At 69.7% G+C, this 19,059-nt stretch carries 15 protein-coding genes and 1 riboswitch; of the genes, 6 read left to right on the top strand and 9 right to left on the bottom strand.

Translation table 11 applies throughout. The features are described 5' to 3' along the window. Positions 1-157 precede the first annotated feature (157 nt). The 5 genes from ACWD68_RS05505 to ACWD68_RS05525 form a co-directional block, all read right to left on the bottom strand. On the bottom strand, positions 158-1,177 hold the full coding sequence (locus ACWD68_RS05505; protein ID WP_451805177.1) for a ribonucleotide-diphosphate reductase subunit beta: 1,020 nt from the start codon (positions 1,175-1,177) through the stop codon (positions 158-160). Beyond that, entirely contained in the window at positions 1,177-3,612 is a 2,436-nt protein-coding gene (locus ACWD68_RS05510) for a ribonucleoside-diphosphate reductase subunit alpha (RefSeq protein WP_451805178.1), read from the bottom strand. The genes ACWD68_RS05505 and ACWD68_RS05510 overlap by 1 nt, the downstream gene beginning before the upstream one ends. Before the next feature lie 134 nt (positions 3,613-3,746). Continuing rightward, positions 3,747-3,895, bottom strand: a riboswitch (cobalamin riboswitch). A gap of 203 nt (positions 3,896-4,098) precedes the next feature. Next, a complete protein-coding gene (gene mctP / locus ACWD68_RS05515) occupies positions 4,099-5,709 on the bottom strand; it encodes a monocarboxylate uptake permease MctP (RefSeq protein WP_451805179.1) in 1,611 nt (536 codons plus the stop codon). After that, positions 5,706-5,969, bottom strand: coding sequence for a DUF3311 domain-containing protein (locus tag ACWD68_RS05520; RefSeq protein WP_451805180.1), 264 nt, complete (start codon positions 5,967-5,969; stop codon positions 5,706-5,708). The genes mctP and ACWD68_RS05520 overlap by 4 nt, the downstream gene beginning before the upstream one ends. A gap of 201 nt (positions 5,970-6,170) precedes the next feature. After that, positions 6,171-6,935: a GntR family transcriptional regulator gene (locus ACWD68_RS05525; protein WP_451805181.1), complete on the bottom strand. Its 765-nt coding sequence runs from the start codon at positions 6,933-6,935 to the stop codon at positions 6,171-6,173. 415 nt (positions 6,936-7,350) lie between these two features. Between ACWD68_RS05525 and ACWD68_RS05530 the strand changes: the two genes are divergently transcribed. From ACWD68_RS05530 to ACWD68_RS05545, 4 genes are all read left to right on the top strand, one after another. Further along, complete coding sequence (locus tag ACWD68_RS05530) at positions 7,351-8,634, top strand: extracellular solute-binding protein (protein WP_451805182.1); 1,284 nt, start codon at positions 7,351-7,353, stop codon at positions 8,632-8,634. Positions 8,635-8,780: 146 nt separating this feature from the next. Continuing rightward, the gene (locus ACWD68_RS05535) at positions 8,781-9,767 is read left to right on the top strand and encodes a carbohydrate ABC transporter permease (protein WP_451805183.1); all 987 of its coding nucleotides are present in this window, start codon (positions 8,781-8,783) and stop codon (positions 9,765-9,767) included. Beyond that, positions 9,764-10,639: a carbohydrate ABC transporter permease gene (locus tag ACWD68_RS05540; protein ID WP_351552825.1), complete on the top strand. Its 876-nt coding sequence runs from the start codon at positions 9,764-9,766 to the stop codon at positions 10,637-10,639. Before ACWD68_RS05535 ends, ACWD68_RS05540 begins: the two co-directional genes overlap by 4 nt. A gap of 9 nt (positions 10,640-10,648) precedes the next feature. Further along, the gene (locus ACWD68_RS05545; RefSeq protein ID WP_451805184.1) at positions 10,649-12,361 is read left to right on the top strand and encodes a glycoside hydrolase family 3 protein; all 1,713 of its coding nucleotides are present in this window, start codon (positions 10,649-10,651) and stop codon (positions 12,359-12,361) included. Positions 12,362-12,609: 248 nt separating this feature from the next. Here the strand turns inward: ACWD68_RS05545 and nagB are convergent, their stop codons facing one another. Beyond that, entirely contained in the window at positions 12,610-13,395 is a 786-nt protein-coding gene (gene nagB / locus ACWD68_RS05550) for a glucosamine-6-phosphate deaminase (protein ID WP_451805185.1), read from the bottom strand. Between the two features lie 597 nt (positions 13,396-13,992). Between nagB and ACWD68_RS05555 the strand changes: the two genes are divergently transcribed. Next, positions 13,993-15,468 (top strand): sensor histidine kinase, encoded by a 1,476-nt coding sequence (locus tag ACWD68_RS05555; RefSeq protein WP_451805186.1) that lies wholly within the window; start codon positions 13,993-13,995, stop codon positions 15,466-15,468. 258 nt (positions 15,469-15,726) lie between these two features. Here ACWD68_RS05555 and ACWD68_RS05560 read toward each other — a convergent pair whose 3' ends face one another. Both ACWD68_RS05560 and ACWD68_RS05565 read right to left on the bottom strand, forming a co-directional pair. Then, positions 15,727-15,984 (bottom strand): WhiB family transcriptional regulator, encoded by a 258-nt coding sequence (locus ACWD68_RS05560; protein ID WP_006380970.1) that lies wholly within the window; start codon positions 15,982-15,984, stop codon positions 15,727-15,729. A 318-nt stretch (positions 15,985-16,302) separates the two neighbouring features. Next, entirely contained in the window at positions 16,303-17,271 is a 969-nt protein-coding gene (locus ACWD68_RS05565) for a diacylglycerol/lipid kinase family protein (protein ID WP_451805187.1), read from the bottom strand. A 171-nt stretch (positions 17,272-17,442) separates the two neighbouring features. Between ACWD68_RS05565 and ACWD68_RS05570 the strand changes: the two genes are divergently transcribed. Beyond that, positions 17,443-17,895: a hypothetical protein gene (locus ACWD68_RS05570; RefSeq protein ID WP_451805188.1), complete on the top strand. Its 453-nt coding sequence runs from the start codon at positions 17,443-17,445 to the stop codon at positions 17,893-17,895. A 7-nt stretch (positions 17,896-17,902) separates the two neighbouring features. On the opposite strand, the gene ACWD68_RS05575 is transcribed toward ACWD68_RS05570, so the two are convergent. Then, the gene (locus tag ACWD68_RS05575; RefSeq protein ID WP_451805189.1) at positions 17,903-19,048 is read right to left on the bottom strand and encodes an RNA polymerase sigma factor SigF; all 1,146 of its coding nucleotides are present in this window, start codon (positions 19,046-19,048) and stop codon (positions 17,903-17,905) included. Between the last annotated feature and the right edge of the window lie 11 nt (positions 19,049-19,059).

Consider the following 19,059-nt stretch of genomic DNA (forward strand, 5'->3'; position numbering starts at 1 on the left):
TTGGACGTGTCACCGGTGGATCAGGATCCCTCTCCGCGCGACAGGGCTCCGGCCGCCCATGGCGGCCGGAGCCCTGTCACCTGTCACTCGGTCGTCCACCTGTCACCCGGTCGTCGCGGCGGTGCCGTCCACGGCCGGACCGTCCGGAGACGAACGGTCAGAAGTCCTCGTCGAGGTCGACCGTGCCCTCCACCGCGACCTGGTACGCGGACGGCCGGCGCTCGAAGAAGTTGGTGAGCTCCTGGACGCCCTGGAGCTCCATGAAGGAGAACGGGTTCTCGGAGCCGTACACCGGCGCGAAGCCCAGCCGCTGAAGGCGCTGGTCGGCGACGCACTCCAGGTACTGCCGCATCGAGTCGGTGTTCATGCCCGGCAGACCCTCACCGCACAGATCGCGCCCGAACTGCAGCTCGGCCTCGACCGCCTCGCGCAGCATGTCGGTCACCTGCTGCTGGAGCCGGTCGTCGAAGAGCTCCGGCTCCTCCTTGCGGACGGTGTCGACCACCTCGAAGGCGAAGCTCATGTGCATCGTCTCGTCGCGGAACACCCAGTTGGTGCCGGTCGCCAGGCCGTGCAGCAGACCCCGGCTGCGGAACCAGTAGACGTACGCGAAGGCCCCGTAGAAGAAGAGCCCCTCGATGCACGCGGCGAAGCAGATGAGGTTGAGCAGGAAGCGGCGGCGGTCGGCCTGGGTCTCCAGCTGGTCCAGCTTCTCCACGGAGTCCATCCACTTGAAGCAGAACTGGGCCTTCTCGCGGATGGAGGGAATGCTCTCGACGGCCGCGAAGGCCGCGGTGCGGTCCTCGGGGTCGGGCAGGTAGGTGTCGAGCAGCGTCAGATAGAACTGGACGTGCACCGCCTCCTCGAAGAGCTGACGGCTCAGGTAGAGCCGCGCCTCGGGGGAGTTGATGTGCTTGTACAGCGTCAGTACCAGGTTGTTCGCCACGATCGAGTCACCCGTCGCGAAGAACGCGACCAGCCGGCCGATCATGTGCTGCTCGCCCGGCGTCAGCTTCGCGAGGTCGGCGACGTCCGAGTGGAGGTCGACCTCCTCGACGGTCCAGGTGTTCTTGATGGCGTCCCGGTAGCGCTCGTAGAAGTCCGGGTAGCGCATGGGACGGAGGGTGAGTTCGAAGCCCGGGTCGAGCAGGTTCTTCTGGGTGTTCGTGTCGGTCATTACTGGCAGGCCTCGCAGGACTCGGGGTTTTCCAGGGAGCAGGCGACGGCGTCGGGGTCGGCCACCTGCTGGACGGGGATGGTCTTCTCGGGCTGCGCCTGGGCCTGGGCCGCGCGGGCGATGCGCGTCGCGGGACGGGACCGCAGGTAGTACGTCGTCTTCAGGCCCGACTTCCAGGCGTAGGAGTACATCGAGGAGAGCTTGCCGATGGTCGGCGTCTCCAGGAACAGGTTCAGGGACTGCGCCTGGTCCAGGAACGGGGTCCGGGCGGCGGCCATGTCGATCAGGCCGCGCTGCGGGATCTCCCACGCCGTGCGGTACAGGTCGCGGACGTCCTGCGGGACCCAGGTGAAGCCCTGCACCGAGCCGCTGGACTCGCGCAGTGCCTCGCGGGTCTGCGCGTCCCACACGCCGAGCCGCTTCAGCTCGTCCACCAGGTAGGAGTTGACCTGGAGGAACTCGCCGGAGAGGGTCTCGCGCTTGAACAGGTTCGACACCTGCGGCTCGATGCACTCGTACACGCCCGCGATGGACGCGATGGTGGCGGTGGGCGCGATCGCGAGGAGCAGCGAGTTGCGCATGCCGACCGAGGCGATCCGCTGCCGCAGGGCCGCCCAGCGCTCCGGCCAGTTCAGCTCGACGTCGAAGTGGTCCGGGTGCAGCACGCCCCGGGCGGTACGGGTCTTCTCCCAGGCCGGGAACGGGCCGATGGGGGTCTCCCCCGCACCGGAGCCTGTCGAAGGTGCTTGGGGGCGCTCGGCGAGGTCCGCGGAGGCCTCGTAGGCGGCGAGCATGATGCGCTCGGCGATCCGGGTGGACAGGGCGCGGGCCTGCGGCGAGTCGAAGGGCAGCCGCATCTTGAAGAAGACGTCCTGCAGACCCATCACGCCGAGGCCGACCGGACGCCAGCGGGAGTTGGAGCGGCCCGCCTGTTCGGTCGGGTAGAAGTTGATGTCGACGACGCGGTCGAGGAAGGTCACCGCGGTGCGGACGGTCTCGTCGAGCCGCTCCCAGTCGATGTCCTGACCGACCACGAACGCGCCCAGGTTGACCGAGCCCAGGTTGCAGACCGCCGTCTCCCCGTCGTCCGTGACCTCCAGGATCTCGGTGCACAGGTTCGAGGAGTGGACGGTGTGGCCCGGCTCCGCCGTCTGGTTGGCGGTGCGGTTGGCGGCGTCCTTGAAGGTCATCCAGCCGTTGCCGGTCTGCGCGAGGGTGCGCATCATGCGGCCGTACAGGTCGCGGGCCGGGATGGTCTTCCTGGCGAGGCCCGCCTCCTCGGCCTTGCGGTAGGCCGCGTCGAACGCGTCGCCCCACAGGTCGACCAGTTCCGGCACGTCGGAGGGGGAGAAGAGCGACCAGGTGCCGTCCTCGTTCACCCGGCGCATGAACTCGTCCGGGATCCAGTGCGCGAGGTTCAGGTTGTGCGTACGCCGGGCGTCCTCACCGGTGTTGTCGCGCAGCTCCAGGAACTCCTCGATGTCGGAGTGCCAGGTCTCCAGGTAGACCGCGGCCGCGCCCTTGCGCCGGCCGCCCTGGTTCACCGCGGCGACCGAGGCGTCGAGCGTCTTGAGGAACGGGACGATGCCGTTGGAGTGCCCGTTCGTGCCGCGGATCAGCGAACCGCGCGAGCGGATGCGGGAGTAGGACAGGCCGATGCCGCCCGCGTGCTTCGACAGGCGCGCCACCTGGTGGTAGCGGTCGTAGATGGAGTCCAGCTCGTCCAGCGGGGAGTCGAGGAGGTAGCAGGACGACATCTGGGGGTGCCGCGTACCGGAGTTGAAGAGCGTGGGGGAGGAGGGGAGGTAGTCCAGGCGGCTCATGAGCCGGTAGAGCGCGGTGACTTCGTCCACCGAGCGGGCCGTGTCGTCCTCGGCGAGGCCGGAGGCCACCCGGAGCATGAAGTGCTGGGGCGTCTCGACGACGCTGCGGGTGATCGGGTGCCGGAGCAGATAGCGGCTGTGCAGCGTGCGCAGCCCGAAGTAGCCGAAGCGGTCGTCGGCGTCCTCGGCGAAGGACGCGGCGATCAACGCGTCGAGGCGGGCCGTGTGCAGGCGGACGAACTCGGCCGTGCGGTCGGCGATCAGGCCCTCGCGGTGGCCGACGGCGACCGACTCGGAGAAGGTCGTGACGCCCTGGGAGGCGGCCTCCGCGGCGATGCTGATCGTGAGCAGGCGGGCGGCCAGCCGGGAGTAGGCGGGATCCTCGGAGATGAGCCCTGCGGCCGCCTCGGTGGCCAGTTCGCGCAGCTCGGCCTCGTCGGCGCGGGCGGACCGGCCGCGCAGCGCCGCGGCGGCGACCCGGCCGGGGTCGGCGTCGGGGAGGTCGGCGGTGAGATCCGTCAGGGTCCGCAGCAGCGCGGCTCCGGGACCGTCGGTCTCCACCGGGGCCTGCTGCGCGGTCAGTGAAGCCGGATCGGCTGGCGCGATGGTCACGTGGGACTCTCCCTCGCTCGGCACGGGGCCTTGCGGGGAGGCAGGGGGCACACGGGAGCGCTTCTGGGCAGCAGCGCACCGCGTCCACCGGCCCATTCCGCGAGGCCCGGACGTCGTCGGCACCCGGGCCGGACGGCCGGGGCGCGCTGTCGGCAGGTCCTCGGACTGACGCGAGTGCGGGCGCGTGGATACGCGAACACACACAAGTACACCGTTGCGGGACAGTTCCGGATTCGCACCGGATTCCCCTGCGGCGACAGCGACCATGAGCATACATCTTGTGCCGGGCTTCGGGAGTACCCCCACATGTTGTGTCGAGTCGGTGTCAGGGAGCGCTACGGAGCGTGCTGGAGCGTCAACTCGTAGGTGAGCGGCCGGATGTCGTCGGGCTGCGTACGAGGGCCTCGCGGCGCCCGCCCGGCACGGCGACGGGCCGCCGGCTTCCCGCCCGGCGGCCCGTCGTACGGCGCTGTCGCTTCCTGCCGGCTAGTGGCTCGCGCCCGCCGTGGCCGGGGGGAGCTCCGTCTCGACGCCGGGGTCTCCCGCGTCGGCCGTGTAGTCCCCGGGCGACGTCTCGTCGACGCCGTCCGGGGCCTTGAACGCCCGCAGGGCGAAGGTGAGGGCGACGGAGACGGCCACGTTCAGGAGGAACGCCGTCAGGCCGATGTAGCCGATCTCCCCGATGCCGGGGATCTCCTTCGAGCTGCCGCCGAAGTGCTTCTGGGTCGGCGAGGCCACCCCGTACGCGGCGATCGTGCCGTAGAGCATGCCGACGGCCCATCCGCCGAGCAGGGCCCAGCGGTGGAACCAGCGGGTGAACAGCCCGCCGACCAGCGCCGGGAACGTCTGCAGGATCCAGATGCCGCCGAGCAGCTGGAAGTTGATCGCGACGGTCTTGTCCATGGTCAGGACGAAGACCAGCGCGCCCACCTTCACCAGGAGCGAGACCAGCTTGGAGACCTGGGTCTCCTGCCGCGGGGTCGCGTCCGGCTTGATGAAGTCCTTGTAGATGTTGCGGGTGAAGAGGTTCGCGGCCGCGATGGACATGATGGCCGCCGGGACGAGTGCCCCGATGCCGATGGCGGCGAAGGCCACGCCCGCGAACCAGTCCGGGAACATGTTCTCGAAGAGCTGGGGGATGGCGAGCTGGCCGTTCTGCACCTTCACGCCGGCCGCGATCGCCATGAACCCGAGCAGGGCGAGCAGGCCCAGCATCAGCGAGTACAGCGGCAGGATCGTGGTGTTCCGGCGGATCACCTCGCGGCTGCGGCTGGACAGCGTCGCGGTGATCGAGTGCGGATACATGAACAGCGCCAGTGCGGAGCCGAGCGCGAGGGTGGCGTACGTCCACTGGCCCGCCTCGGCGGGGACGAGCCCGCCGGCGCCCGCGGCCGTGTACTTGTCGCTCGCCGCCTTGAAGATCTCGTCGAAGCCGCCGAGCTTGATCGGGATGTAGATGATGGCCACCGCGATCACGATGTAGATCAGGGTGTCCTTCACGAACGCGATCAGGGCGGGGGCCCGCAGCCCCGAGGAGTAGGTGTACGCGGCCAGCACGCCGAAGGCGATGAGGAGCGGCAGGTCCTTGACGAACCAGTTGGTGCTCTCGCCGCCGCCCACGCCCATCACGTCGAGGACGGCCTGGATGCCGACCAGCTGGAGCGCGATGTACGGCATGGTGGCCAGGATTCCGGTGACGGCCACGGCGAGGGACAGGCCCTTGGAGCCGAAGCGGCCGCGCACGAAGTCCGAGGTCGTCACATAGCCGTGCTTGTGGGAGACCGACCAGAGGCGGGGCAGGAAGGTGAAGATCAGCGGGTAGACCAGGATCGTGTACGGCACGGCGAAGAAGCCGGCCGCGCCCGCCGCGTAGATCGCCGCCGGTACGGCGACGAAGGTGTACGCCGTGTAGAGGTCGCCGCCGAGCAGGAACCAGGTCACCCAGGTGCCGAAGGACCGGCCGCCCAGGCCCCATTCGTCGAGGCTGTGTTCGTTGTCGGCCCTGCGCCAGCGCGCGGCCAGGAAGCCCATGACCGTGACGGCCAGGAAGAAGAAGACGAAGACGCCGAGGGCGACGCCGTTCACACCGTCGTTCATGCTCCGGCACCTCCCTTCACGGAGGTGCGGGCCCGCTGGTCACGCTTCCACAGCACGTACGCGGTCACGGTCAGCGCCGTGGAGAGGGGCACCCACAGCATCTGGTACCAGTAGAAGAACGGGATGCCGATGAAGACCGGGTCGGTCTTGGCGTAGGAACCGACCCACAGCATCGCCACGAAGGGCGCGAGCAGACAGATGGCGATCACCGCACGGACCGGTGTCACCACCGGTGGTTTCACTTCGGGCAGGTCTGACATGGGTCGGCTCCGTCCCCTCATCGATCACCTGGGTAACGCGCAGGCAATCTAGGGGATGGTTCCGCTTTCGGGAACCCCTGGCCGGACGGCGGGTGTGGAGGGTTCGTGAGGGTGCGCGCGGGGCCCTCATCAGGAGCGCAACCCCTCGGAGGGGTACGGATCCTGACGGCCCGTCCGGGCCCGCGCGCCACCCCGCGCGGATCAGTCCTGCGGGCGCTTGAGTCGGGCGACGAACTTGTACCGGTCTCCCCGGTACACCGACCGCACCCATTCCACCGGCTCGCCCTGCCGGTCGAGCGAGTGGCGGGAGAGCATCAGCATGGGCAGGCCCACGTCGGTGCCGAGCAGTCCGGCCTCGCGCGGGGTCGCCAGCGAGGTCTCGATGGTCTCCTCCGCCTCGGCGAGATGGACGTCGTAGACCTCGGCGAGCGCGGTGTAGAGAGAGGTGTACTTGACGAGCGACCTGCGCAGGGCGGGAAAGCGCTTGGCGGAGAGGTGGGTCGTTTCGATGGCCATCGGCTCGCCGCTCGCGAGGCGCAGCCGCTCGATGCGCAGCACCCGGCCGCCGGCCGAGATGTCGAGCAGACCGGCGAGGCTCTCGTCCGCGGTGATGTAGCCGATGTCCAGCAGCTGCGAGGTGGGTTCGAGGCCCTGGGCGCGCATGTCCTCGGTGTACGAGGTCAGTTGGAGCGCCTGGGAGACCTTCGGTTTGGCGACGAAGGTGCCCTTGCCCTGGATGCGTTCGAGGCGGCCCTCGACGACCAGCTCCTGAAGGGCCTGCCGCACCGTGGTGCGCGAAGTGTCGAACTCGGCCGCGAGAGTCCGCTCGGGCGGTACCGGCGTACCCGGCGGCAGTGTCTCCGTCATGTCGAGCAGGTGCTTCTTGAGGCGGTAGTACTTGGGCACGCGCGCGGTACGGATGGGCGCCCCACCCTCGTTCTCCGCACTGCTGACGTCGGTGCTCATGCTCTGCCTTCCCGGCTCCGGATGCCGAAGCGACCGACCTACCGTCGGCCACGGCTCACATCGTGGCACGGCTTGACGTGCGAGTGTCCCCCGCACGCTCCGTGATCCCCTCTATATACCGTCGACGTACCCGTTGGTCTAGTCCATCGCGTACAGACGGCCGCACGGGCGGCTCCGCCGCGGGCCGTGAACAGGCCCGCTGTTTATGCCGCTTACCTACTTAAAGGTCCTTGCATATGTAGGTCCCATAACGGCCGACTGGACGGGCTTACACACCCTTGACACCCCCCTAGGTCTAGGCCAAGCTCCCCGTACTGGTCTACACCATTGGTCCAGTCCCGGCCCCACGGGTGGTACACGGCGTTATGTCACCGCGGGGAGCAGGGGGGTTTGTGACATCCCTGAGGAGGGTGGCGTGAAGCGCAAGCTGATAGCCGCGATCGGTATCGCGGGCATGATGTTCTCCATCGCGGCGTGCGGGAACGACGACAAGTCCGGGGGGTCGGACAAGGGCGCGGACGCCAAGGAGCTGACGGTCTGGCTCACGGTCGACGCGCAGAACAACTGGCCCGAGCTGGTCAAGGCGGCCGACGCGGCGATCAAGGCGAAGCACCCCGGCATCAAGATCAACCACGAGTACTACGGCTGGCCGGACAAGAACACCAAGCTCGACGCGGTCCTCGCCACCGACAAGGTGCCCGACGTGGTCGAGATGGGCAACACCGAGATGCTCGGCTACATGGTCAAGGGCGCCTTCGCTCCCCTGGACGCGGCCAAGTTCGAGAACTCGGACGCCTGGCTGGACGGCCTCAAGGCCTCCGTGACCTACGACGGCAAGGCCTACGGCGTGCCGTACTACGCCGGTGGCCGCGTCGGCAACTGGCGCAAGGATGTCGCCGCCTCCGTCGGCGTGAAGACCCCGCCGAAGACGTACAAGGAGCTCACCTCCGCCCTGGACAAGATCCAGAAGAAGCAGGGCGACAAGTTCAGCGCCTGGTACCAGCCGACCCGCGACTGGTACGCGGCCATGTCCTTCGTCTACGACGCCGGCGGCTCCATCGCGAAGGAGGAGGGCGGCCAGTGGAAGGCCAATCTCTCCTCGCCCGAGTCGGTCAAGGGCCTCACCGAGTTCAAGAACGTCGTCGACTCGTACATGCACGGCGACAAGACCAAGGACGAGTCCGACCGCTACATCGTCTACGGCCAGGGCAAGTCCGGCATGATCTTCGGCGCCGCCTGGGAGGGCGCGACCGCCGAGGACCCGAAGAGCGACAAGACCGGCAAGCTCAAGGGCAACCTCGAGAACTTCGTGATGCCCGGCCCGTCCGGCAAGAACCTCCCGGTCTTCCTGGGCGGCTCCGACCTCGCCGTCCCGGTGAAGTCGAAGGCGCAGACCGTCGCCGCCGAGTGGATCAACGCGTTCACCGGCGCCAAGGGCCAGAAGGGCCTGATGGGCAAGGGCAACCTGCCCAACAACAAGACCGACCTCGCCACCCTGAAGAACGACCCGGCGACGGTCGTCCCGGCCACCGCGGCCGAGTCCAACTGGTTCGTCCCGATGGCGCCGGGCTGGGGCCAGGTCGAGAAGGCCCAGGTCCTGCAGACCATGCTGCAGAGCATCGGCACCGGCAAGAAGTCGGTCGAGGACGCCGCGAAGGAAGCGGACGCCAAGATCGACAAGGTCATCAACACCAAGTGACCTGAGTGCAGGGCCCCGTCGGTCCTCCTTCGCGGAGGGGCGGGGCCCTGCCTCCCGTACGGCCCGGCCCGGGGCTCGCCCCCGCGGCGCCCGGCCGTGCGGGCCTTCGCTTTCGTACGACCTGAGGGACCGCTGAGGAGCGCGCGATGAGTGCCGCAGACACGACCACCCCCGCCAAGGTGCCGCCTCCGCGGCAGGCACCGCCACCGGCCGCCCCCAGGGCACCACGCGTCAAGCGGACCTCGGGCACGACGGCGGCCCCCTGGGCCCTGCTCGCTCCCTGTCTGCTGATCCTCGCGGTGGTCCTCGGCTATCCGCTGGTGCGCCTGGTCACGCTCTCCTTCCAGAAGTTCGGGCAGTCCCAGCTCTGGGGCTTCCAGCCGGCCGAGTCGGTCGGCTTCGACAACTTCTCCAAGGTGCTCGGGGACAGCGAGTTCTGGGCGGTGGTCGTCCGGACGATCGTCTTCGCCGGCGGGGCCGTCATCTTCACGATGGTCATCGGCATGCTGATCGCGCTGCTCCTCCAGCGCGTCTCGGGCTGGGTGAAGACGCTCATCAACATCGTGCTGGTGGCCAGCTGGGGCATGCCCATCATCGTGGCCACCACGGTCTTCAAGTGGCTCTTCGACTCCGACTACGGCGTCTTCAACGCCCTGCTCAGCAAGCTCCCCGGCGTCGACATGATCGGCCACAACTGGTTCGCGAGCGGTCCGCAGGGCCTGGCCGTGATCATGCTGCTGGTCGTCTGGGGCGCGGTGCCGTTCGTCGTCATCACACTCAGCGCGGGACTCACCCAGGTGCCCGCGGAGCTGGAGGAGGCCGCGAGGCTCGACGGCGCGGGCGCCTGGGGCGTCTTCCGCTATGTGACGCTGCCGATCCTCAAGCCGATCATCGTGATGCTCACGACGCTCTCCGTCATCTGGGACATGGGTGTGTTCCCGCAGGTCTTCGTGATGCGCGGCGGACACCCCGAGGCCGAGTTCCAACTGCTCACCACGTACTCGTACGACCGCGCCTTCGTCGTCAACGACTACGCGCAGGGATCGGCGATCGCCCTGCTGACCGTGCTGCTGCTCCTGGGCGTGGTCGCCGTGTACATGCGTCAGATGCTGAAGATCGGAGAGGTCGAATGAGCGCCGTCGCCACGCCCGGGCGTGCGTCCGCCGCGGGGCGGAAGTCCTCCGGGCCCCGCAAGTCCAAGCTCGGCTGGAACCTGCTCGGCCTGCTGGTCTTCCTCACCGCCGGCTTCCCCGTCTACTGGATGTTCAACACGGCCTTCAAGCCGGCCAAGGACGCCATCGACCCCGACCCGAGCCTGTTCCCCACGGGGCTGACGCTCGACAACTTCCGCCGCGCGCTGGACATCGCCGACTTCTGGGGCCCGGTGGGCCGCAGCCTCGTCGTGTCGCTCGCCGTGGTCGTGATCGGCATCGTGGTGGGGATGCTGGCCGCGCTGGCCATCTCCCGCTTCGCCTTCCGCGGCCGCAAGGTCGTGATCGTCGGCATCCTGGCGGTCCAGATGGTCCCGCTGGTCGCCATGATCATCCCGGTCTTCCTGCTGCTGAACGACCTCGACCAGTACGACAAGCTCTCCGGTCTGATCATCACGTATCTGACCTTCATCCTCCCCTTCACGGTGTGGACGCTGCGCGGCTTCATCGTCAACATCCCGAAGGAGCTGGAGGAGGCGGCGATGGTCGACGGGTGCAGCCGCACGGGCGCCTTCATCCGCGTGGTCTTCCCGCTGCTGGCTCCCGGCATGGTCGCGACCTCCGTCTACGCCTTCATCCAGGCGTGGAACGAATACCTCTACGCCCTCATGCTGATGAGCCAGAAGAACCAGACCGCCACCGTCTGGCTCGGCAACTTCACCACCAAGCACGGCACCGAGTACGCCCCGATGATGGCCGGATCCACCATGATGGCCGTGCCGATCGTCGTCCTGTTCCTCCTCGTCCAGCGCAAGATGGCCGCGGGTCTGACCGCGGGCGCCGTGAAGGGATAACGCCACCCGATGACGACATTCGCCAGCGGTACAGACACCCTGACGCGCGACGCCCTCACCGTGCTCCAGCCCGGTTTCACCGGGACCACGGCCCCGGACTGGCTGCTCCGCCGCCTCGGTGAAGGCCTCGCCTCCGTCGGCCTGTTCGGCCGCAACATCGTCTCGCCCGATCAACTGGCCGCGCTGACCGCCCAGTTGCGCGTCGAACGCGACGACGTCCTCGTCGCCATCGACGAGGAGGGCGGCGACGTCACCCGCCTGGAGGTGCGCACCGGTTCGTCCTTCCCGGGCAACCACGCGCTGGGCGCCGTCGACGACGTGTCGCTCACCGAGGACGTCGCCCGTGAGCTCGGCCGCCGGCTGGCCGCGTGCGGAGTGAACCTCAACTGGGCGCCGTCCGCCGACGTGAACTCCAACCCCTCCAACCCGGTCATCGGCGTACGGTCCTTCGGCGCCGACACCGACCTGGTGGCCCGGCACACGGCCGCCTACGTCACCGGCCTCCAGGCCGCCGGCGTCGCCGCCTGCACCAAGCACTTCCCCGGCCACGGGGACACCGCGGTGGACTCCCACCACGCCCTGCCCCGGATCGACGCGGACCTGTCGGTCCTGCAGGCGCGCGAGCTCGTCCCGTTCCGGGCCGCGATCGCCGCGGGCAGCCGTGCCGTGATGAGCGCGCACATCCTCGTCCCGGCCCTGGACCCGGACCGCCCGGCCACCCTCTCCCGCCGCATCCTCACGGGCCTGCTGCGCGAGGAACTCGGCTACGACGGCCTCATCGTCACCGACGGCATGGAGATGCAGGCCATCTCCGCGACGTACGGCATCGAGCGGGGCAGCGTGCTGGCCATCGCGGCCGGCGCGGACGCCATCTGCGTCGGCGGCGGACTGGCGGACGACGACACCGTGCGCCGTCTCCGTGACGCCCTGGTCTCCGCCGTCCGCGCCGGCGAACTCCCCGAGGAACGCCTCGCGGACGCGGCGAACCGGGTGCGGGCGCTGGCCGAGTGGACGGCCGCGGCCTCCGCGATCTCCAGGACCACCACGGCCGCCTCCGGCTCGGCGGCCGGGACCGCGGGCGGTACCACCGCGGCCGCGCCGCGCGCCGCGGTGACGGGCGGGAGCGCCACCGCCCCCGGCGCGCACCGCAGGAATGGCTTGAACGGCTCGAACGCTTCGAACGCCGCGGGCGGCTCGAACGGCACGGGCGGTTCGAACGTTTCGAACGGTTCGGGCGGCTCGATCGGTTCGGGTGGCTCGAACAGTACGGGCGGGGCCGCCGATGTCGGCCTGATTGCCGCCCGGCGCGCGCTCACCGTGACGCGCTCGGCGTCGTACACCCCGCTCACCGAGGCCCCCTTCGTCGCCGCGCTCACCCCGGTGGCGAACATCGCCGTCGGTGACGAGACTCCCTGGGGTGTGGCCGCGGAGCTGGCCCGGCTGCTTCCCGGCACCGAGACCGGCAGCTTCACCGGCGACGACGCGGGCTCCTCGGCCCTCGCCGCCGCTGGCGCGCGGCCCCTCGTCGCGGTCGTCCGCGACGAACACCGTCATCCCTGGATGGCGGCTGCCCTCGACACCCTCCTCGCGTCCCGCCCCGACACCGTCGTGGTCGAGATGGGCGTTCCCCAGTCGGCGCCCCGGGGCGCCCTGCACATCGCCACCCACGGCGCGGCACGGGTGTGCGGCCAGGCGGCGGCGGAGGTCATCGCGGGGGAGTAGCGGGCCGCCCCCGGGGCCACACGCACGGATGCCGGGCCTCCCCAGGGAGGCCCGGCATCCGTGCGTTCACCGCTCGGGGTGCGCTCGCGGCACCGAACCTGACGCCGGACCGAGGAGCACGATCCGCGAAGGCCGGGCATGATCCGCGAAGCCCGGGCACGATTCGTGCGGCCCGGGCATGATCCGTGCGGCCCGGCGCGGCCCGGCGCGGCCAGGGAGGCCGGGCGCGGGCCGGGTGGCCGCAGGCCCTAGATGCCCTGCCAGTCCGGCTTGGCGGCGAACGTGTGGCGGAAGTAGTCCGCGAGCTTCAGCTTGGACGCGGCGGCGTCGTCGACGACCACGGTCGCGTGCGGGTGCAACTGCAACGCCGATGCCGGGCAGACCGCCGCGACCGGCCCCTCGACGGTCGCCGCCACCGCGTCCGCCTTGCCCTCGCCGGTGGCGAGCAGCACGAGGTGCCGAGCCTCCAGGATCGTGCCGATGCCCTGCGTGATGACGTGGTGCGGCACCTGCTCGATGTCGCCGTCGAAGAACCGCGCGTTGTCCACCCGGGTCTGCTCGGTCAGCGTCTTGATGCGGGTCCGCGAGGCGAGCGAGGAGCACGGCTCGTTGAACCCGATGTGCCCGTCCGTCCCGATCCCCAGCAGCTGGAGGTCGACCCCGCCGGCGGCTGTCAGTGCCTTGTCGTACGCCTCGCACGCGGCCTGGACGTCCGTCGCGGTGCCGTCGGGCCCCATGAACGCGTCCATGCCGAGGCCCAGCGGTTCCAGCACCTCACGGCGCAGGACGGAGCGGTAGGACTCGGGGTGCTCGGCGGGCAGCCCCACGTACTCGTCGAGCTGCGCGATGCGCGCGCCCGAGGCGTCCACGGCACCGGAACCCGCTCGGGCCGCCAGCGCCTGGTAGATGGGCAGCGGCGTCGAGCCGGTGGCCACGCCGAGCAGGGCGTCGGGCTTGCGCCTGAGCAGTTCCGCCATGGCCTCGGCGATCAGCTCGCCGCCTGCCTTGGCGTCCGGGACGATGACAACTTCCACGCTGGGCCTGCCGATCTGGAGAGGGGACTCAGGGGACTCAACTGGAACCCGAAGGGCATGTGGTATAGACCAATCTAGCAGAGCGTCACCCTCCCGTCGCCCCGACGGGCCATGGCGCGCTTCCCTTGTGCTCCCGGGAAGGGGGCCCGCGCCTCCGGACCGGCCCCGGACGCGCTCATCCGGCAACTCCGCCCGTTCACGAACCGAAGCGGGATAGTCTGGCGGATGCTCCTGGTGTTGGATAAGCGGACAGCGAAGAACATCGGCGGGCGCACGGGCTGCGGACACATGGACGCGAGACCATGGTCTAGTCCACAATGCTTTGAGAAACTGAACAAACCTCCGTCTTCCCCGCACAGGAAGGCGGACCGAGGAACCGGCGCTCTCTGCCCTGACTGCTCCGGCTCCTCTCCTCGGCCGACCGGGACCGCACACCCCACGGCCGATGTTGCTCCGGGCTGCGGTGCCGGGAGGGCTGAGGGTCCCTCCCAGGCGCCGCGGCCCGCGGGTGTTTCCGGGGCCCTGTGGCGCCGCTGGGCGCCCCGCGCGGGTGGCTGATTTCGGGACCTGTCGGATCCGCCGGGTACGCTCGCACACGTGCCCTCCATGAACGACCTCGTACGCCAGCACACCGCCCTCGGTGATTCCGATCTCGAGTGGCTGCATCTGCTGGTCTCGGAGTGGCAGTTGCTCTCCGACCTCTCCTTCGCCGACCTCGTGCTGTGGGTTCCCACGCGCGACGGCACCCGCTATGTCTCGGTCGCGCAGATGCGCCCCAACACGGGGCCCACCTCGTATCAGGACGACATGGTCGGCCATCTCGTCCCGCGCGGACGCCGCCCCCTGCTGGACGCGGCGCTCGACGAGGGCCGGATCGTGCGCGAGGGCGACCCCGAGTGGCGCGAGGAGGTCCCGGTCCGGGTCGAGTCCATTCCCGTACGCCGTGAGGGCCGTGTCCTCGGTGTCATCGCCCGCAACACCAACCTGCTCACCGTGCGCACCCCGAGCCGCCTCGAACTGACGTATCTGCAGAGCGCCTCCGACCTCGCGCAGATGATCGCCGCCGGCACCTTCCCGTTCCCCGACCAGCAGGTCGACATGGACGCCTCGCCGCGGGTCGGCGACGGACTGATCCGTCTCGACGCGGACGGCGTCGTCCAGTACGCCTCACCGAACGCGCTCTCCGCGTACCACCGCCTGGGCCTGGCCACCGACCTGGTGGGCTGCGAACTCGGTTCCACGACAGCCGAACTCGCCCCGTCCCGGGGCCCGGTGGACGAGGCGCTGTCCAAGGTGGCCAGCGGCTGGGCACCCCGCGAGTTCGAGATCGAGAGCGCCGAGGGCGTGATCCAGCTGCGGGCGATCCCGCTCAAGCCCAAGGGCACCCGCGTCGGTTCCCTGGTCCTGCTCCGTGACGTGACCGAACTGCGACGCCGCGAGCGCGAGTTGATCACCAAGGACGCCACCATCCGGGAGATCCATCACCGGGTGAAGAACAACCTCCAGACGGTGGCGGCCCTGCTGCGGCTCCAGGCCCGCCGCATCGACTCGGACCGCGGCCGGGAAGCCCTGGAGGAAGCCGTGCGCCGGGTCGGTTCGATCGCCATCGTGCACGAGACGCTCTCCCAGAACCTCGACGAGCGGGTGGAGTTCGACGAGATCGCGGACCGGGTGCTCGCCATGGTCGCCGAGATCTCACCCGGCAAGGTCACCGGCCGGCGCACCGGACGCTTCGGCATCCTGGACGCCGAGGTCGCGACCCCGCTCTCCATGGTCCTCACCGAGATCCTCCAGAACGCGCTGGAGCACGGCTTCCGCGAGGGCGACCGGGGCACCGTCGAGGTCTCCGCGGTGCGCGGCGGCACCTCCAAGGATGCCCGTCTGCTGGTCACCGTCCAGGACGACGGGGTCGGACTGCCCGAGGGCTTCGACCCGCACCGCTCGGGCAACCTCGGCCTGCAGATCGTACGGACGCTGGTGGAGGGCGAGTTGGGCGGCACCTTCGACATGGTCGCCGCTCCGGAGCGCGGCACTCAGGTGCTCCTGGACATCCCGGTGGTCGTACCCAAGTAGCCGGCCCGGACAAATGCCCGCACAAGTGCGGGGGCAGCCGATGCCCATGAGCGACCGTCACTCACTGTGACCGGCATCGGACGCCAAGGGCGACGAACGCCCGGACGCGGACAGCAATGAGCCCCGGACCACCAGGTGGTCCGGGGCTGAAAGCTCGTTGCATCAAGCGCATCGGGGTACTGCGCGCTGCGGCTCGGGGGCGGGAGTTGCGTACTCGCTGTACGCGCCGCCAAGCTCAGGCTCGTGCGGGGTGGAACGTCAGGCGGTGGCCTGACGAGCTCGGTTGCGGGCGGCACGGCGCTTCATTGCGCGGCGCTCGTCCTCGCTGAGGCCACCCCAGACGCCGGAGTCCTGGCCGGACTCGAGCGCCCACTGCAGACACTGCTCCATGACGGGGCAGCGGCGACAGACGGCCTTGGCTTCCTCGATCTGCAGCAGCGCAGGACCGGTGTTGCCGATGGGGAAGAAGAGCTCGGGGTCTTCCTCGCGGCAAACGGCGTTGTGACGCCAGTCCATGGCTGCTACCTCTCCTTGGTATTACATGCACGTTGCTTGTGAATGTGAACGCTTTCACGAATCCCTCAACAAGTGAAGGGCCGACAACCAGACGGACTGGTGTGGTCCTGTGATTTGAGGAGGGGTTCCGGTGCTCTGTGGGGCCGATGTTGCGGGCCGCCCCGAGCGCCACGTAGAGACTCGCAAACCTCAGCGGCGGATACAACCCCTTCTGAAAAGTTTTTTTTGATTCCTCGGTGTCGGCTGGGTCACAGCCGTACTTCCATGGGGTGGTCCCTGGCCTAAACGTTCGAGTGAAAGGATTTTGGCCCCTTCCACTCACACAATCACACGCAGTGCACGGCGTACGCCTGTGAACGTCACGCTGGTACGCAGTCCCAGATGGTCGCCGTCCATCTGAAGGGGCAGTGGCACCTTGGAATGCAAGGTGAAGTCCGTCAGGTCATGCAGAGAGACGGCGTGCTTGCCCTGGGGGCCGCGTGCGGGGGACGAAGTGAGCAACTGGGTGGCATACCGGGCAACCGAGGCCGTCGACATGCGGCTGAGGGCGAGTACGTCGAGTCCGGTATCGAACGAGGCCTTAGGTGCCGCGTACACCGGACGATTGCCGAGAAACGTCCACGGCGCGGTGTTGCAGATGATGGACAGGACCAGATCGGTGACCGGGTCCGCGCCGGGGCGTTCCAGGGTGATCGTTCCGTGCCGGCGGTGAGGTTCGTCCAAAAACTGGCGTACCACTTGGCGGAGATACAGCGCATGGGTGGAACGGCGGCCGCGTTCGCGCTGCTGCTCGACCCGCCCCACCACACCCGCGTCGAAGCCGAGGCCGGCGCAGAAGGTGAACCAGCGGGAGGGCACGGCCTCGTCCTCCGTGCCCGGAGTCCCCGCGGCGAGGCCGAGGCCGACCGTGCGCTCGCGCTCCTCGCGCAGCGCGTCCAGCAGGGCGCCGGTCGCCTCCACGGCGTCGTTCGGCAGGCCGAGGGCGCGGGCGAAGACATTGGTGGAGCCGCCGGGGACCACGGCGAGGCGGGGGAGGCTTTCCGGGTCGGGGCCCCGGTGGAGAAGACCGTTCACGACCTCGTTGACCGTGCCGTCCCCGCCGAGGGCCACGACCAGGTCTATGTCGTCGCTGTCCGCGGCCTGCCGCCCGAGGTCCCGGGCGTGCCCGCGGTACTCGGTGGTGACCGCCTCCAGCTTCATCTCGCTGGCCAGTGCGTGGATCAAGACGTCACGCGTCCGCGCACTTGTGGTGGTTGCTGCCGGATTGACCACGAGGAGTGCACGCATGCGATGCAGCGTACCTACTGGGTGGTACTCGGCCCAGACCGAGGTAGGGATCGAGTAAGAGGTTCCAGGGTGAGCGGGGACGTGGCCATGGATCGGCGCGAGCCCCGGGACCGGGCGGTACCCGGCCCCCGGGGCGCCCGGCGGTCCGGGGCCGACGGCTACTCTTCAGGAGTGAGCCGAGAGCAGAATCCCACCCCCGACGCCCCCCTCGCCGAACCCCGTCCCGGGCGGCTGACCGCCGCGGCGGCGCTGGCCGCGCTGGAGGGGACCGCCCTCGTGGCGGGCGGCGTCTGCGTCCTCGTCCTCGGACTCACCGGCGACCCCGACAACCGGCAGCAGGCCGTCACCGGCGGCCTCACGCTGATCGTGCTCGCGCTGCTGCCGCTGCTCGCCGCGCGCGGACTGCTGCTGCGCCGCGGCTGGAGCCGGGGCCCGGCCCTCATCACCCAGATCATGGCGCTGCCGGTCGCCTACACCCTGCTCCAGGCCGACAGCGTCGCGATCCCCGCCGGCATCGCCCTCGCGGCCGTCGCGGTGGCGGCCCTGGTGCTGCTGCTGAACCCGGCAACGACACGGGCCCTCGGAATCCGAGGGCCCGGCGGCGACGTACAGGACGAGAAGTAGGCGGTTCTCACTCCTCGACGAGGAGCTTCTCCCGCAGCTGGGCCAGGGTCCGGGCCAGCAGTCGCGAGACGTGCATCTGCGAGATGCCGACCTCTTGCGCGATCTGCGACTGCGTCATGTTGCCGAAGAAGCGAAGGAGCAGGATCCGCTTCTCCCGCGGCGGCAGGTCCTCCAGGAGCGGCTTCAGCGACTCCCGGTACTCGACGCCCTCCAGCGCCTCGTCCTCGGCGCCCAGGGTGTCCGCGACGGCCGGGGACTCGTCGTCCGTGTCGGGGACGTCCAGGGACAGCGTGGAGTACGCGTTGGCGGACTCCAGGCCCTCCAGGACCTCCTCCTCAGAGATGGCCAGCTTCTCGGCCAGCTCGTGGACCGTCGGTGAGCGGCCGTGCAGCTGGGAGAGCTCGGCGGTCGCCGTGGTCAGAGCCAGCCGCAGCTCCTGGAGGCGACGCGGGACGCGCACCGCCCAGCCCTTGTCACGGAAGTGCCGCTTGATCTCGCCGACCACCGTAGGGGTCGCGTAGGTCGAGAACTCGACGCCGCGCTCCGGGTCGAACCGGTCGACCGACTTGATCAGCCCGATCGTCGCGACCTGGGTGAGGTCGTCCAGCGGCTCACCGCGGTTGCGGAAGCGGCGCGCGAGGTGCTCGACGAGCGGCAGATGCATGCGGACCAGCTGATTGCGCAGCTCCGCGTACTCGGCGCTGCCGTCCTGCAGCTTGCGCAGCTCGATGAACATGGCCCGGGCCCCACTGCGGTCCTGCGGGTCGTGCCGGATGTACTGGGCGCTCGGCCCGTGCTGGACCGGCTGGGCGCTCGGCCCGTGCTGGACCGGCTGGGCGCTCGGCCCGTGCTGCGCGCCCTGCACGTTCTGCTCCGCGTTTCGCTCGTGCTCGCTCATAGTCCCGCCCGTCACCATTCCCCGAGCTCGCGGCTCTTCCCCCGTGTCCTCGGCTGCGCTCGAACCGGGGGGACCTCCCCGGACGGGGGAGGCGACCCCCAGCTGCGCTGCGGCTGCCGAGGAGACGCCGTTCTCCGGATGCGGCCGGGCCTGTTCGGGGATGCCGTCGACGCCGTCCGCCGTGTGCCGCGGCCCGTCGAGGCCGTCGACGCGCTCCGCGGGAGGCTCCCGTGTGCCGCGTTCTTCGTCCCGCACCGGCCCGTCCC

The sequence above is a fragment of the Streptomyces sp. NPDC005141 genome (assembly GCF_053599975.1).